General features: G+C 68.3%; 14 protein-coding genes. 5 read left to right on the top strand and 9 right to left on the bottom strand.

Annotated features, from left to right (window positions below):
* Window positions 1-7: 7 nt before the first annotated feature.
* The gene (locus WAX14_RS21665) at window positions 8-1456 is read right to left on the bottom strand and encodes a hypothetical protein (RefSeq protein ID WP_422630104.1); all 1449 of its coding nucleotides are present in this window, start codon (window positions 1454-1456) and stop codon (window positions 8-10) included.
* Between the two features lie 117 nt (window positions 1457-1573).
* The gene (locus tag WAX14_RS21660; protein ID WP_422630103.1) at window positions 1574-2032 is read right to left on the bottom strand and encodes a 6,7-dimethyl-8-ribityllumazine synthase; all 459 of its coding nucleotides are present in this window, start codon (window positions 2030-2032) and stop codon (window positions 1574-1576) included.
* A 116-nt stretch (window positions 2033-2148) separates the two neighbouring features.
* Between WAX14_RS21660 and WAX14_RS21655 the strand changes: the two genes are divergently transcribed.
* Complete coding sequence (locus WAX14_RS21655) at window positions 2149-3261, top strand: hypothetical protein (protein ID WP_422630102.1); 1113 nt, start codon at window positions 2149-2151, stop codon at window positions 3259-3261.
* 10 nt (window positions 3262-3271) lie between these two features.
* Here the strand turns inward: WAX14_RS21655 and WAX14_RS21650 are convergent, their stop codons facing one another.
* Complete coding sequence (locus WAX14_RS21650; RefSeq protein WP_422630128.1) at window positions 3272-4330, bottom strand: tyrosine-type recombinase/integrase; 1059 nt, start codon at window positions 4328-4330, stop codon at window positions 3272-3274.
* A 218-nt stretch (window positions 4331-4548) separates the two neighbouring features.
* On the opposite strand from WAX14_RS21650, the gene WAX14_RS21645 reads away from it, so the two are divergent.
* Together WAX14_RS21645 and WAX14_RS21640 are read left to right on the top strand one after the other, a co-directional pair.
* The gene (locus WAX14_RS21645) at window positions 4549-4869 is read left to right on the top strand and encodes a hypothetical protein (RefSeq protein ID WP_422630101.1); all 321 of its coding nucleotides are present in this window, start codon (window positions 4549-4551) and stop codon (window positions 4867-4869) included.
* Window positions 4870-5164: 295 nt separating this feature from the next.
* The gene (locus tag WAX14_RS21640; protein WP_422630100.1) at window positions 5165-6220 is read left to right on the top strand and encodes a hypothetical protein; all 1056 of its coding nucleotides are present in this window, start codon (window positions 5165-5167) and stop codon (window positions 6218-6220) included.
* Window positions 6221-6261: 41 nt separating this feature from the next.
* Here WAX14_RS21640 and WAX14_RS21635 read toward each other — a convergent pair whose 3' ends face one another.
* The 6 genes from WAX14_RS21635 to WAX14_RS21610 all read right to left on the bottom strand — a co-directional run bounded on the left by WAX14_RS21635 (window position 6262) and on the right by WAX14_RS21610 (window position 12723).
* On the bottom strand, window positions 6262-6606 hold the full coding sequence (locus WAX14_RS21635; protein WP_422630127.1) for a Zn-ribbon domain-containing OB-fold protein: 345 nt from the start codon (window positions 6604-6606) through the stop codon (window positions 6262-6264).
* Between the two features lie 262 nt (window positions 6607-6868).
* Window positions 6869-8182, bottom strand: a complete 1314-nt coding sequence (locus WAX14_RS21630) for a PucR family transcriptional regulator (protein WP_422630099.1) — start codon at window positions 8180-8182, stop codon at window positions 6869-6871.
* 87 nt (window positions 8183-8269) lie between these two features.
* Window positions 8270-10075 carry a TIM barrel protein gene (locus tag WAX14_RS21625; protein WP_422630098.1) on the bottom strand — a complete coding sequence of 602 codons (1806 nt, stop codon included), beginning with the start codon at window positions 10073-10075 and terminating at the stop codon, window positions 8270-8272.
* A complete protein-coding gene (locus WAX14_RS21620; protein ID WP_422630097.1) occupies window positions 10075-10953 on the bottom strand; it encodes a shikimate dehydrogenase in 879 nt (292 codons plus the stop codon). Before WAX14_RS21620 ends, WAX14_RS21625 begins: the two co-directional genes overlap by 1 nt.
* Window positions 10943-11413, bottom strand: a complete 471-nt coding sequence (gene aroQ / locus WAX14_RS21615) for a type II 3-dehydroquinate dehydratase (protein WP_422630096.1) — start codon at window positions 11411-11413, stop codon at window positions 10943-10945. Before aroQ ends, WAX14_RS21620 begins: the two co-directional genes overlap by 11 nt.
* A complete protein-coding gene (locus WAX14_RS21610) occupies window positions 11410-12723 on the bottom strand; it encodes an MFS transporter (protein WP_422630126.1) in 1314 nt (437 codons plus the stop codon). The genes aroQ and WAX14_RS21610 overlap by 4 nt, the downstream gene beginning before the upstream one ends.
* 145 nt (window positions 12724-12868) lie before the next feature.
* Between WAX14_RS21610 and WAX14_RS21605 the strand changes: the two genes are divergently transcribed.
* Together WAX14_RS21605 and WAX14_RS21600 are read left to right on the top strand one after the other, a co-directional pair.
* A complete protein-coding gene (locus tag WAX14_RS21605) occupies window positions 12869-13885 on the top strand; it encodes a LacI family DNA-binding transcriptional regulator (RefSeq protein WP_422630095.1) in 1017 nt (338 codons plus the stop codon).
* Window positions 13886-13912: 27 nt separating this feature from the next.
* Window positions 13913-14246 (top strand): aminoglycoside phosphotransferase family protein (locus WAX14_RS21600; RefSeq protein WP_422630094.1); only part of this gene is annotated, 334 nt, incomplete at its 3' end.

Raw genomic sequence — 14246 nt, 5'->3', positions numbered from 1 at the left:
CTGTCGGTCAACGCCGGGGCTCGACACGCAGGATTCCCGTCATCGTGCCTTGATAGTGCACCTGCCCCGGCGCGATGGTGCCGACCATCTGCAGGGTGTCCCAGAGCGGGCCCGAACCGATGTCGTGCTGCGCCTCGACCTCGCCCGTGGTTGCGTCGACGACCGTGTACCGAAAGCTGTCGGCGATTCCGGAGGGGCCGCCTGCGACGGCCGGTTCGCGGGTGATCGTATAGATCCGGTCGTCGGCAACCGACAGCCGCGGCACCGCCGCCGAGCGGACCGAACTGGTCCACGTTCTTGTGCAGCCGGCGCCACCGGGATCGACGTCGATGCGGGTCATCCCGCCGGTCATCGGCGCGGTCGGCGGTTCGCTCGGCCCGGCATGCGCCGGCAGTGCCGGATACGGGTAGCCGTAGGTGCCGGCGACGAAGATGCTGTTCCCGGATGCGATCGGAGAATTTTCGGTTCCGTCGATCGCGGGAATCGTGCACACGTCGTCGCCGGTGGCGGTGTCATAGACGATCACGTTCTCGATCGGGACCGCGTTGTCGGTGATCGCCAGGTACTCGGAGCCCGACCGCGGACCGAAGAACGTCGGGCTGGCTCCGCTTCCCCAACTGAGCTGACCGGGTTTGCGGGCGGGGCCACGATCGTAAGGCCGGCGCCACACGACCTGTGGCGCGCCGGTTTCGTCGACGTCGAACAGATACTGTGCGTGATCGGTCGTGACCGCCACGCCCATCGGGGACGTCGAGATGCTGTTGGTGACGGCTTCGCCGGGGGCCGGAACCATCGATCGGGCCTCGCCGGTGCCGGGATCGACGTAGCCGACGGCAGCGCGGTCCGTGGCGAACCAGACGCGGCCCTGCCGGTCCGGCATCAGCGCCGCGACATGATCGCAGCCCCCTCCCCCACAGTGCCCCGACACCGCGCCGGCGATGTCCGTGCGGGAGTCGACGAACAACTGCCATGCACCGTTCGGGCCGCCACGGTCGTGGCCGATACGGAGAAGCTCGCCGCTTCCGTCCACGGTGACTATCCGGTCATTGCCGTCGAGATAGGCGTACACACCGCCGAGGAGGCTTCCGGTGGCCAAGGGCAGCGATGCGATCGAGCTTCCGGTCGCGGGGTCGAGCAGATGCACGGTGGGGACGCGACCGGCGATCGTCGTGCACAGCGCCTGGGGGATGCCGTCGGAACCCTGCAGGATCGTCGGGCATGCCGCGGCCAGGACGGTGTGCCGAATGTCGACCGCGCCGGTTCCTGGACCGGATAGTGGTGTGGTGTCCGTGGATTCGGCGTCACCGTGCATCGTCGCGGTGCCCGTCGGGCCGAGGAATCGGTTTTCCGGAGGCACGGGGCCGAAGGGCTCGGCGGTCACCGGTCCCGCACCGATCACCAGGACGACTGCCGCCGCGAGCACCAGCGGAACGGATCGGGTCGACAGCAGGGTCATGGAATGGTCTCCAGGATGAAAGGGGCCGGGTCCGTGGTGGAAACTTCTGACAATATATAGTTTCCGTACCGTCCGGAGTATGGCCTCGGACGGCACGGAAACGGGCGAGTTCCGGGCCTATTCCGTCGGCAGCGAACGCAACGACGTCACGGTCGCATCGACCGCACGCGCTGCCTCCGCGCCCTTCTTGACGAAATGCCGTGTGAAGTATTCGATGTGCTCGTCGTGCTCGTGGAAGTGGTGCGGGGTGAGCACGACGGAGAAGACCGGGACGCCCGTGTCGAGCTGAACCCGCATCAGGCCGTCGATGACGGCGGTCGCCACGAAATCGTGACGGTAGATGCCGCCGTCCACCACCAGGCCGGCCGCCACGATTCCGTCGTACCGACCGGTCTGCGCGAGCCGGCGGGCGTGCAGCGGGATCTCGAAAGCAACGGGAACCTCGAAGAATTCCAGGGATTCCCGGGAATGGCCCAGCACGACCATTTCGTCGGCGAAGCCCTCCCTGGCCTGATCGACGATGGTGCGATGCCACGTGGCCTGGATGAACGCGTATCGACCGAGACTGTCACTCATGTCATGACGCTATCGCATCGGGTATTCGCTTCGCGCCGCCCACTGCGCTCCCCTGTCGGTGTCGCCTGCGGCACACGGACGTCGCCCCTCGATTCTGCAATTCAAGGTGTTCCGTTATGGACAGAGATAGTACTGTGGTGGTTGTGACTGCTGCGGATGATTCCGGTGCGCCTGTCGAGACCGCGGGACCTCGACCCGAACGCCACATCGACATCTATCGACGCGCCGTGGCGAGCCTCGAAGCGTGCCTGCCCCTCGGCTGGTCCGTGACCGCCGACCGCGCGCGCTCCCCCGAAGCACCCAAACGCATCCTCGTCACCGCGCCCGACGGCGACTCGGTCTCCTACGCGGTCATCACCTCCCGCGGTGTACTCAGCGGCGACATCGCACGGATCTCGACCGAACTCACCGAATCCGACCGCGGTTTCGTGTGCGCGCACTACCTGTCGGATCCGGTGCGCCGCCAACTCGACCAGCACGGCATCTCCTACGCCGACGCCACCGGCAACCTCACGCTCGTCGCGGCCCGGCCGGCGATCTGGGTACGCAATCGCGGGGCCGACGCGGACCCGTGGCGCGGGCCGGGCAGACCGTCCGGAGTGCTGACCGGTGAGCCGTCCGAACGGGTGGTGCGGGCGCTCGCCGACCACGTGGGCGACGTGTCCGTCCCCGAACTCATCACGCTGTCCGGCGCATCCACCGGCGCCACCTACCGGGTCGTCGAAGTCCTCACCGAACGAGAACTGATCCGCAGGATCCCCCGCGGCCCCATCACCTCCGTGCAATGGGAACCGATGCTCCGCGGCTGGGCTATCGACCGGAAACCCTGTGCCACACGTAGTTTCGCTGCCCCCGACGGACTCGACGCGGTGCGGGCCCGCCTCGCCGAGCGCGTCGACCTCGGGTACGCGCTGACCGGACTCGGCGCCACCGACTACGCCGCGACCGATGTCCTCGAACTGTACGCGGACGATCCCGACGAGTTCGCCGCCGAACTGGGATTGCGCCCGGTCGACCGCGCCGCGGATGTCGTCGTCGCCATTCCGTGGACACCGGTGGTGTTCGACCGCATGGACCGGCGCGGCGGACTGCGCTTCGTCGCACCCACGCACGTGTATGCGGATCTGCTCGCCGGGCCGTTCCGCAACGCGGACGCTGCCGACCATCTGCGGTCCCGGATGGAGGCGGACGAGTCCTGGTGGCGGCGACCGCTGGGACGCACTGTGTGACGGTTCCCGGTCAGAGCCCGAGTTCGGTGACGGCGTTGCCGACCAGGCCGGCGTGATTGCGGCTGTAGACGGCGACCATCCGCTCGTCGGCGTGCCCGGTCTGCGTCATGATCGTCTGGGTGGTGGCTCCGTTGCGGACCGCCTGGGTGACGAACCCGGCGCGCAGGCTGTGTCCGCCGAGGGTCGCGACGAGTTCCGGGCTGAACCCGGCCTGCCGGGCCCGGCGCTGGATCATCGAATGCACCGACTGCCCCGTCAGCGCACCGGAGCCGATCGAGCCGCTGCGGTGCACCGGCCGGAACAGAACCCGCGCCGGGTCGTGTGCGTTCAGCGACAGTCCCCGGCAGTGATGATCCCCGAGGTCATCGGCCGTGTCGGCGAGGAACGACACGGCGGCCACCCGGCCGCCGTCGTCCCACGCGTCGAGGACCTCGCGCCAACGACGGTAGGCGCACACCGGGCAGGTCTGCGGGTCACGCCCGTACGGCAGCGTCACGACACGGCCGTGGGCATCGCGGTCCGTCTTGGACTGCCGGATCGTCACGTACAGGCCGTCCGCGCGATGCGCGACCACGTCGGATACCACGAGTCCGCACAGTTCGGACCGCCGTAGCGCACCGGCCAGTCCCATGAGCAGCAGCGCCGAATCCCGGCGTTCGGCGGCACGGTCGGCGAACCCCGCTGCCGCACCGCGCATGGTTCCCACGACCGCCCGGACGTCGTCGGTCAACAGCGGGGTGCGCCGGGCGGTGCGGGTCGAGCGGGTCCGCCGGATTCCTCGCAGAATGTCGCGAACGGTGTCGTTCCGGCCCGGGGCGGGCAAGCCGGCGAGCGCGTGGACCTTGTTGATCGTCGCGACCCACCGCGCCAGGGTCGCCGGCGCGTACGCCCAGCGTCCGTCGGGTCGAAGCTCCTCCGACTTCTCGGTGAGGTACCAGCCGAGCAGTTCCGGTGAGGACGGCAGCGGAGTGTTCCCGGACGCGTCGCACCAGCGGACGAACTTGCCCCAGTCCGCGGTGTGCGCCGCGCGGGTGTTGTCGGAGGATGCCTTGTCCCGCAGTCTGCGCATCGCATCGGCTGCACCGTCCGGAAGTGTCGGAGCGGAAGGCTCCAGGCCACCGGCCACAATGTCGATTTCTTTCGTCACTGTGACGCTCCTTGGTCGGTGTGGACGGCGGCCGGCGCGGCCGGTTCCTCGCACCGTATCGGCAACCGCACGGCACTCTGACATGCGAGGATGAACCGGCGTGTCAACGAGGATCGATCCCATCGTCCAGGAGACGGCTCATGACCATCCGCGCGATCACCGATTCGGCACCGACCGGCGCCGCCCGGGTCTACAGCGAGCCGTACGAAACACCGGACGGCACCACGATCATCACGGTGACCACCTTCCGGCGTGGATGGTTCCCCCGAGCCGATGCGACACCGGTTCCGAAACCGCTCGGGGTGTTCGTCGTCCGTGACGGCGAGGTCCGCTGGGAGGCGGCGGTCGACGCGACGCGCATCGCGTTGCTGGGTGAGCTGATCGGGCTGGTGGCCGCCACGATCGGAACTCTCGCGATTCTGCGGCGGCCACCGTGGCCCGACCTGCACCTGTTCCGTTGACACCCGGTCGCGCACTGCGCGACGGTCCCCTACCCAGTTTTCGGGGTCACCTCCGCGTCTGATCGTCATAAGAGGAAATTATGACGATCAGCACCATTTCATGGTGCTATGCGCATGTCATGATGCTTTGATGGACGTTCTCGAGTCGATCCGTCTGCGATCCCGAGAAGGCGATCTCGACACTGCTTCTACCTGCGGTTTTATGACTCACTATTATTTTGTTTCGTTTCATTACGTGTTACGTTTCTATTCATGTAATCTTATTGATACCGCGATCGAGTCCGAGAGGCCGAAAATGAACGAGAACGACAGCGCCGACGCGTCCACGCCGCGCGTCGGCAGGCCGCGTAAATACGCCTCCCCCGCCGATCGGGTGCGTGCTCACCGCGAACGCGAACGGCAGCGCAAAGAATCGGCGCAGCTCGCCGAGCTGACTCACCCAGCAGACCCGAGCGAAGGCGCCGCCAACCTCAGCGCGGCGGTGTCGTCGCTACGCACACTGACCGCGGCGAGCCTCGAGCAGTACACGGCGGTTGCGGCGCAGATCACCGCCGCCATCGACAAACTCACCGACCCCGCGGCACTCGAGGCGCAGCTGACCAAGGCGTCGACCGAACTCGCGAAAGTCAAGGCCGACGCGGACGCGAAGATCATGCGTCTGCGCGAACAACTGGCTCAGGCCACCGAGGACCGAGAGAACGCCGACGCCGCGGTCGACGCGGTCGATGCGGAACTCGCCGAGGCCCGTGCAGCGCACAGCGAACGAATGCACCAACTGCAGGTCGCGCACGAGAACGAACTGGCCGGGCTGAAGGACCGCCACGTCGCAACCCTGGATCGGTGGCGCACACAACTCGACGACGCAGCGGCCGAGCACACCCGCGTGACCACCGACCTGCAGGAGACGATCGCCGCGCAGAAGCAGCACGTCACCGACGTCACCGCGGATCGAGACGCACTGCGCGCCGAACTCACACGCGCCCACACCGATCTGGCGCGAACACAGGCCGATCTGGCGCGAACGCAGGCCGACGTCGACCAGCGCACCGCCACCGCGACCCGGATTCGCACGGACCTCGACACCGAACGCACCCGGATCGCCGAGCTGCGAGACGCCCTCGAACATGCTCGCATCACCGCTGCTGCCGCGCAGGCCGCCGAATCCGCCGCCCGCAACCGCGGAGACGAGCTGCGTGCCGAATCCGCCGAACTACGTGCCGAAGTCACCGAACTGCGTTCCGAAGTCACCGGGCTACGTTCCGAGCTCGCGGGCGTCCGGGCAGCCCGGGCCCAGGACATCGCCGAAAGCACTCAGCGCACCGATCCGGAGAAGCAACCTCCGGCGCAATAGTCGGCGCGACCGGCCGAGCGGCACCCGGGCCCGGCTCCACGTCAGGCGGCGCAGACTCCGAAAACGGGGAACCGGTCGGTGGAGAGCGCAGACCGGAACTCGACACGAACCGGCGCGTCGGCACGGTCGGGAAACACACCCTCGATCTTCGAATAGACCCACGGCCCGTCGTCGAGTTCGACGATCGCGATCGTGAACGGCTCCTGCTCGCAGCGTCGCCCGTGCACGTCGTGGTACAGCACTTTCCAGGCCACGATGGAGCCCGCACCCGAACAACACACCGACTCGAGTTCCGTGCTTCCGCACGACGAGCATGTCGACGTCTGGGGTCCGAGAAGAGTGTCACAGTCCACGCAACGCAGGATTGTCAGGGCGGTGCGAGTCATGGAACCTGGTCCACCGGTGTCGAGGTAGGCGGCCATCGAGATCCTTTCCGCGATACGGAGAGTGTGCGAGTCGCAGCCGGATCGGCACGGCGTCGACTGCGTCTTCGTCATCGGGTGATGGCGGCATTGTCCGGTCCTTCACCTGTTTCGACGGTAGGTGTCCGCCTGCCCGAAACCATCGGGCGCTCAGCACACAGAATCCGGTGGATCTCTGGGCCGTCCGCACAGTGCACGCCTCGGCGTGCACGCCGCGGCCTGCCGATCACCGGGGCGGTGCGGGATTCTCGGCCGGCGAGGCCAGCACGGCGGAACCGAGCCAGTGGCACAGTGCCAGGGCATTCTCGAGGTCGAGCCGTCGTTCGCGCACGCTGCGGCCGAGTAGCTCCTCGGCCTTGTGGATCCGGTAGCCGACGGAGTTTCGGTGCATGTGCAGTTGGGTTGCGGTGGCGGTGAAACTGCCCCCGCTCGAAAGGAACTCGTACAGGGTGTGGCGGAGCTGCGCGGCCGTCGGCTCGTCTGCCGCAAGCGGTCCCAGGATGTCTTCGACCCACGATTTGGCCGAGCCGAGGTCGTCGCACATCAACGCCACGGCACCGACCGAGGTGATCGGAACGCACCGCGGTCCCGGCATCTGTGAGGCCTGCGCTACCGATTTAGCCTGAGCGGCCTGCCGGTGGGTGCGGACGAACCCGCCGACCCCGTCCTGCGGGGCGCCGAGCGCAACGATGAACGGGCGCTCCCAGCCCGCGACGATCGATGGCAGCCCCGCGAGATCGACCTCATGGACCGCTCCGAGTGGAATCCATGCCCAGCTCGTGTGCTCGTCGGGCGGTTCGAACAACACGCGACTGCCCGCCCCGAAGTACTCCGCCAGGGTGGTCACCGCGTGTTCGAGTTCGGTCAGTGCGTTGTTGCCCGACGTCGTGTCCTCGGTCCAGATGATCACACCGAGGTGATACTGACCGAGCCGGTAGCCGAGTGTGGTTTCGACATCCGCAACCCCGATCGGGCGGCCCGCGAGGATGTCTTGGATCCGCGCCGACCGTGACGCGGTGCGGTGGTAGAGCCACGTGTCGCGTTCGGACTCGTATACCGCGAGCAGTCGCTGGGATGCCCCGTCGATCCCGGTGGACAGCTTCGTCAGAATCATGACGCCCGCCTCCATGACCGCTGGTGCGTCGTCGCTGAGCGTCGCGAGTGCCTCGAGGCACCACCGGAGGACGGTGTCCTGTGCGAGGCGATTGCTCCGATCCACCGCCGAGACCGGGAGCCCTTGCCGGGCGAGCATTCGGACGATACCGAGCGACGCTGCGGGGATCTCGACTTCGTCGAGGTCGTCGCGCAGGAACCGGGTGATCATGGCGACGCCGGTCGCGGCGGCCTCCTCGAGCATGTTCCGGGCCGAACCGTCGGCGGCCATCGTGGGGATCTCGGAGCTGAGCCGGGCGATCATGGATTGTGTGATCTCGGCATGATGGGTGACCGAGCGGTCGGCGACTGCGGCCACCAATGTGCGAGCGGCAGCACCGGGTTCGATACCACCGCCGACACCTGTGTGAGCCTCGCGTCCGGTCATCAGCGTCGTTTCGGAGGAGAACGTCGGATCATCGAGCCTACCGCGGCGGGGCACCCGATGATCGGACGGCAACCAGCGCCGGGCACGTCAACGACCGCGAGCCGCGGCGAGCCGCACGTGGGTGTTCGCCGATCCGTATCCGTCGTACCCGCCGCGACGTTCCAGAATTTCCACCTGGAAGCCGCCTGCCACCGGAAGGGTGTAGGCGTGCAGCAACTCTCCGGTGTCGTTGCGGTCGTAGAGCAGGTCGTGTGTGCGCAGGAGCGCGAGCAGGTCGGGGTCGAGGGCGAAACGCGCATCGAGATCCGCGTAGTAGTTGTCCGGTGGTGAGAGCAGTTCGAGGCCGTTCGCGCGGATACGCCGCACCGCGTCGACGACATCGCATGTCGCGAACGCCAACTGCGTGATGCCGTGCTGGTGTGTGCCGTCGGACACTGTCAGGGCGATCCGCACGTCGCCTCGGTCCGCGCGGAGTGCGCGGATGCGCAACCGACCCTCGGGTTGGATGTACTCCTCGGTGCTCACCGGGTGCAGACCGAAAAGGGTGCGGAAGAACGAGAGTTCTTCGTTGAACTGGTCGGCGGAGACCGCGACGTCGATGTGGTCGAGGCCGAGCCACCCGCCATCCTGCCCGCTCTCCACCGCTGCGCTGTCCACCGGAAGGAAGTCGGGGCGCCAGTCGTCGGTGTCCCCGGGTTCGGCGCTGACGAACACGTGCAGGCCGGACGGCGAGGTGATCCCCGGCAGATCGGCCTCCCCCGCACCGCGGGTCTTGTCGACGGCGGGCCACAGTAGTGCCGCGGCACGCTCGGCGACGTCGGCGACCGGTGGCGCGACCAACCCGAACGCGGTCGCGGCGGGTCCGGTGGCCGGTGCTTGGTTGAGCACCACATCGGCGGCGCCGTTGCGCCACCACACGACGGGTTTGGTGCGGTGCCTGCCCACGATGTGAAAACCCAGCCCGGTCAGCAGTGGCCGATAGGTTGATCCGGTGGGGTCGGTGAGTTCGACGAAGGCGACGTCGGTGCGTTGCGGCGCCGGCGGTGCGACGGTGACCTGCTGCCGGGCGGGTCCGGACAGGCGGGCACCGAGTTGGTCTTCGAGGAACACCAACGACCGGAACCCGTCACGGGCGGTGACGAACGGATCTGCTTCGCGCACGACGTCGCTGAAGATCTCGAGGGACAACGGTCCTCGATAGCCTGCCTCGAGTGCGGCCGCCACGACCCCGGCGACGTCGAGTGTTCCCTGGCCGGGGAAACACCGGAAGTGTCTGCTCCATTCGAGGACACCCATGTCGAGCAGGGGTGCGTCGGCTACCTGTAGGAAGCCGATCCGATCACCGGGGATGCCGGCGAGGGCCGAACCGTCGTCGCCGCGCGCGAGCATGTGGAAGGTGTCCACGGCGAGTGTGATCGCCGGGTGGCCGGTTCGGACCACCGCTGCCCAGGCCTGACCGACCCGGTCGACGTGTCTGCCCCAGGCCAACGCTTCGTAGGCCACCGTGATCCCGTGGGATGCGGCGAGTTCGCCGACCGCGTGCAGTTGCTCGGCCGACAGGTCGGGATCGTCGATGGCGTCGGGGAGCGTGTTGGAACAGGCGAGGATCGTGCCGGCGCCGAGTTCCGCCGCGACCTCGAGTTTGCGGTTCACCCGGTGCAGGACGGCGGCGAAGCGTGCGGGGTCGACACCTTCGACGTCCCGCACTGGTTGGAACAGGTCGATCGTCAGGCCCAGGTCCGCGCAGCGTCGGGCGATCTCCCGCGGCGGAATCGGCGACGCCACGAGATCGTTGTCGAAGATTTCGACGCCGTCGAACCCGGCCGCGGCGATCGCGGTGAGTTTCTCCTCGAGAATCCCGGACAGGGACACGGTCGCGATTCCACGGTGCATCAGCGGGTCAACTCCTCGAAGTGGCGGAGCATCCGGTCGGCGTCGGGGGTGTGTCCGGTGAAGTATTCGAATGCCCCGACCGCCTGGAATACGGCCATGCCGCCGCCGGGGACGACGCGGCATCCGCGGGAGCGGGCCAGAGCGATCAGTTCGGTCTCGAGCGGGAAGTACACGACGTCGGAGACCCACAGGTCGTCGCGGACGAGGTCGGCGGGGACGGGCAGTCCGGGGTGGCCGGTCATGCCGGTGGGGGTCGCGTTGACCAGGCCTCGTGCGTCGGCGAGTGCACCGGCGAGGTCGGCGGTCGCGGTGATGCGGTCGTCGCCGAAGCGTTTGGCGAGTCGGGTCGCGCAGTGCTGCGCCTTGTCGGTGTCGACGTCGACGATCGACACGTGTGCCGCGCCCTGGTCGAGCAGTGCGTAGGCGACGGCGGAGCCGGCGCCGCCCGCCCCGACGAGGACGGCACGGTCGGTGACGGCGTCGGGCAGGGCGCGGCGGAAGGCGCGTCCCCATCCGGACCAGTCGGTGTTGCGTCCGAGCACCTTCCCGTCGCGCAGGACGACGGTGTTGACGGCACCGAGGTCGTGGGCGTCGTCGGAGAGTTCGTCGAGCAGCGGTATCACGCGTTGTTTGAACGGGTGGGTGATGTTGAGTCCGCCGAAGCCGAGGGTCTGTGCCCAGTGGAGCACCTCGGGGAGGTCGTCGGCGTCGAATCCGATCTGGTCGGCGTCGATGAGGCGGTAGGTGAGGTTCAGGCCGGAGGCGAGGCCTTCGTGTTCCTGCATGGCGGGGGTGAGGGATCCGCCGATGCCGGCTCCGATGAGGCCGAGGGTGACGGAGGTGCGGTCGAGGCCGGTGGATGCGGGATCAGTGGGCATGGTGGAGTTCCTCGGTTCGGGCGGCGAGGCGGGCCAGGTGGATGACGGCGAAGGCGTATCCGGCGGGTCCACATCCGGCGATGACGGCGGTCGCGACGGGGGTGATGTACGAGGTGTGCCGGAAGGGTTCGCGGGCGTGGACGTTGGTGAGGTGCACTTCGACGATGGGTGCGGTCGTGGTGACGAGCGCGTCGTGCAGGGCGATCGAGGTGTGGGTGTAGGCGCCGGCGTTGACCACGAATCCGGCGGCGGTCTCCCGCACTTCGTGGATGAAGTCGATGAGCTCGCCTTCGTGGTTGGACTGGCGGAAGTCGATGTCGAAGCCGTGGTCGTCGGCGGTGCGGGTGCACAGGGTGTCGACGTCGGCGAGGGTGTCGGTGCCGTAGAGGGCGGGTTCGCGGCTGCCGAGCAGGTTGAGGTTGGGTCCGTTGACGACGGCGATGGTGGGTCGGCCGGTCATCGTGCGACCCCGGCCGGTGTGCGGGTGGTGCTCGTGGCGCGGTGGGCCAGGCCGACCTCGTGGGTGGGCACCTTGTGGGTGGCGTTCGGTCCGGTGAGCACGGCGATGGCGCAGATCACGACGGCGCCGAGCGCGAACAGCGCCACGCGGTACCAGTTGTCGGCGTTGCCGCCCATCAGTGCCCCGGCGATGGCGGGGGTGAATCCGGCGAGCGCGAACCCGAACTGGGTGCCGACGGCCATGCCGGACAGGCGGACGCTGGTCGGGAAGTACTCGGCGTAGGTGGCGGGCCAGACCGCGTTGGGCATGGAGTAGACGACGCCGGCGAGCAGGATTCCGGTGACGAGGACGAGCGCGACGTTGCCGATGGAGATCGACCACAGGAATACGGTCACCATCACGGCGGTCCCGGCCAGTCCGGTCAGGAAGACGGGTTTGCGGCCGATCCGGTCGGAGAGCCGCGCCCACAGCGGGATGGTGCCGACCGCGATGACGTTTGCGATGATCGCGAGCCACAGCATGGTGGTGGAGCTGATGCCGATGCCGTATTCGTCGGCGGTCGCGAAGTTCAGCGCGAACACCTGGAAGACGGTGTTGACCATGGCGATGAACGATGCGAAGAACACGCGCAGGACGCCGCGCCAGTGGTGGCGGAACAGCAGGGTCAGCGGTGCGGGCGGAACCTCGTCCTGATTCTTCTCGCTGCGGAACTCCGGGGTTTCCTCGAGGCTGCGGCGGATGATGAATCCGACGACCAGCAGCACCGCGCTGATCCAGAACGGGATGCGCCAGCCCCACGCGTGGAGTTGTTCGTCGGACAGCACGGCGATGATCGGCAGGAACACCAGCGGCGCGAGCACTTGACCGCCTTGGGTGCCGCTGAGGGTCCAGCTGGTGAAGAAGCCGCGCCGGTTGTCCGGGGCGTGCTCGAAGGACATCGAGTTGGCGCCGGCCTGTTCGCCTGCGGCCGACAGGCCCTGCAGGAGGCGGAGGGTGACGAGGAGCGCGGGCGCGAGCATCCCGACCTGGTCGTAGGTGGGCAGGCAGCCGATGAGGAAGGTCGCGACGCCCATCAGCAGGAGGGTGCCGATCAGGATCTGTTTGCGTCCGAAGCGGTCGCCGATGTGTCCCATGAGGAACGACCCGAACGGCCGGGCGACGTAGGCGACACCGAACGTCGCGAGGGAGGCGACGGTGGCGACGGCCTGGTTGCCTTCGGGGAAGAAGATGGTGGGGAAGACGAGCGCGGCGGCCGTGCCGTAGATCGCGAGGTCGTAGTACTCGAGTGCGCTGCCGCTCCAGGCGGCGATCGCCGCTTAGCGGGGCGTCCGCTGCCCGGTTGTCGTTTCTGTCATGGCACTGCTTCCGTCGGTCACGTCGGTGGGGTCGCATTCGACGGTAAAGGTGTCCGCAGTCACACGGCAATCGTTTGCCATTCTTTGCCATACTCGACGCATGGCTTCCGATCCGCCGCGTCCGCACCTCCGCAAACGCGCCACCATCACCGACGTGGCGCGGGCGTCCGGCGTCGCGGCGTCGACCGTCTCCCGGTCGTTCACGAACCCGAACCGCGTCAATTCCCGGACCCGCGAGCACGTGCTCGCGGTCGCCGCGGAACTCGGCTACTCGCCGAATCCGATGGCACGCGCGCTCGAGTCGGGGCGCACCAACACCCTCGCGCTGCTCGTGCCGGACATCACCAACCCCTATTTCGCCGGCGTGATCAAAGGCGCCGAACGCGCGGCCGCGACGGCCGGACGCACCCTGGTCCTCGGTGACACCCAGGAGAGCGCGGCCACCGAACAGCAGCTGGTGCAGCGACTCGGACCGGCGGTCGACGGGTTCGTGCTCAGCGCCTCCCGCATGCCCGACGACGACCTGCGGCGCGCCGCCGAACTGAACGCGATCACCCTGGTGAATCGAGCGGTACGCGGGTTCTCTTGTGCGGTAGCCGATTACGACTCCGGCACCCGCCAGATCATCGACCACCTCGCGTCCTTCGGCCACCGGTCCGTGATCTTTCTCGGTGGCCCTCCCGAATCGTGGTCCGGTGCCCGCCGCTGGCTGGGCCTGCACGCCGCGGCGCAGACGCGCGACATGGACGTGCGCCGCTTCGGTCCGTACTCCCCGACCATGAGCGGTGGCGGCGCCGCGGCCGACGCGGCGGTCGCCGCCGGAGCGAGCGCAGTCGTGTGCCACAACGACATGCTCGCGATCGGGGTACTGCAGCGACTCCGGGAACGGAACATCGCCGTCCCCGACCGCGTGAGTGTGGTCGGTTTCGACAACATCTTCGGCTCCGACCTGTGCACACCAACCCTGACCACCCTCGCCGAACGCACCGAGGATGCGGGCGCCCGGGCCATCGAGATGCTCGGGCGGCAGGTCTACGAAGGGGTCGCCGAGGCGTCCGCGAGTGTGCTGCCGACCCACCTGGTGGTGCGCGGATCGACCGGCGCACCGTCGACCTGACCACGTCCCATCGAACGGAGACTGCTGTTGAACGCACCACTGCCGCCCGGGGTGCAGGCGATGGCCGAGCGCGGCGCGCGGTGGGCCGCGTGGGTCGACGATCTGCCCCGCCTGGCATCGCAGATCGTCGGCGAATGGCGGCTCACCGCGGACGGTGAGCCGACCCACGGCACCTGTTCGCTGGTCCTACCGGTTCGGGACACCTCCGGCCGGCCGGTCGTCCTCAAACTCGGATTCCCCGACGACGAATCCGCACACGAGCATCTGGCCCTGCAGCACTGGCACGGTGACGGAGCCGCGCGCCTCGTCCGGGCCGACCCCGCGCGCCGCGCGCTGCTGCTCGAGCGGCTCGGACCCGAGG

The organism is Rhodococcus sp. (in: high G+C Gram-positive bacteria) (assembly GCF_049299235.1).
In the GTDB taxonomy this organism is placed as follows: domain Bacteria; phylum Actinomycetota; class Actinomycetes; order Mycobacteriales; family Mycobacteriaceae; genus Rhodococcus.
Note: the sequence above shows the minus strand (reverse complement) of the source record. Positions and strands in the feature narration are given on the sequence as shown.

Excerpts from the sequence above, each read along its gene's own strand:
- WAX14_RS21605 (WP_422630095.1), top strand. The coding sequence starts at position 12,869 with ATGGCTTCCGATCCGCCGCGTCCGCACCTCCGCAAACGCGCCACCATC.
- WAX14_RS21660 (WP_422630103.1), bottom strand. The coding sequence starts at position 2,032 with ATGAGTGACAGTCTCGGTCGATACGCGTTCATCCAGGCCACGTGGCAT.
- aroQ (WP_422630096.1), bottom strand. The coding sequence starts at position 11,413 with ATGACCGGCCGACCCACCATCGCCGTCGTCAACGGACCCAACCTCAAC.
- WAX14_RS21650 (WP_422630128.1), bottom strand. The coding sequence starts at position 4,330 with ATGCGCAGACTGCGGGACAAGGCATCCTCCGACAACACCCGCGCGGCG.
- WAX14_RS21655 (WP_422630102.1), top strand. The coding sequence starts at position 2,149 with ATGGACAGAGATAGTACTGTGGTGGTTGTGACTGCTGCGGATGATTCC.
- WAX14_RS21620 (WP_422630097.1), bottom strand. The coding sequence starts at position 10,953 with ATGCCCACTGATCCCGCATCCACCGGCCTCGACCGCACCTCCGTCACC.
- WAX14_RS21625 (WP_422630098.1), bottom strand. The coding sequence starts at position 10,075 with ATGCACCGTGGAATCGCGACCGTGTCCCTGTCCGGGATTCTCGAGGAG.
- WAX14_RS21635 (WP_422630127.1), bottom strand. The coding sequence starts at position 6,606 with ATGACTCGCACCGCCCTGACAATCCTGCGTTGCGTGGACTGTGACACT.
- WAX14_RS21640 (WP_422630100.1), top strand. The coding sequence starts at position 5,165 with ATGAACGAGAACGACAGCGCCGACGCGTCCACGCCGCGCGTCGGCAGG.
- WAX14_RS21665 (WP_422630104.1), bottom strand. The coding sequence starts at position 1,456 with ATGACCCTGCTGTCGACCCGATCCGTTCCGCTGGTGCTCGCGGCGGCA.
- WAX14_RS21630 (WP_422630099.1), bottom strand. The coding sequence starts at position 8,182 with ATGACCGGACGCGAGGCTCACACAGGTGTCGGCGGTGGTATCGAACCC.
- WAX14_RS21645 (WP_422630101.1), top strand. The coding sequence starts at position 4,549 with ATGACCATCCGCGCGATCACCGATTCGGCACCGACCGGCGCCGCCCGG.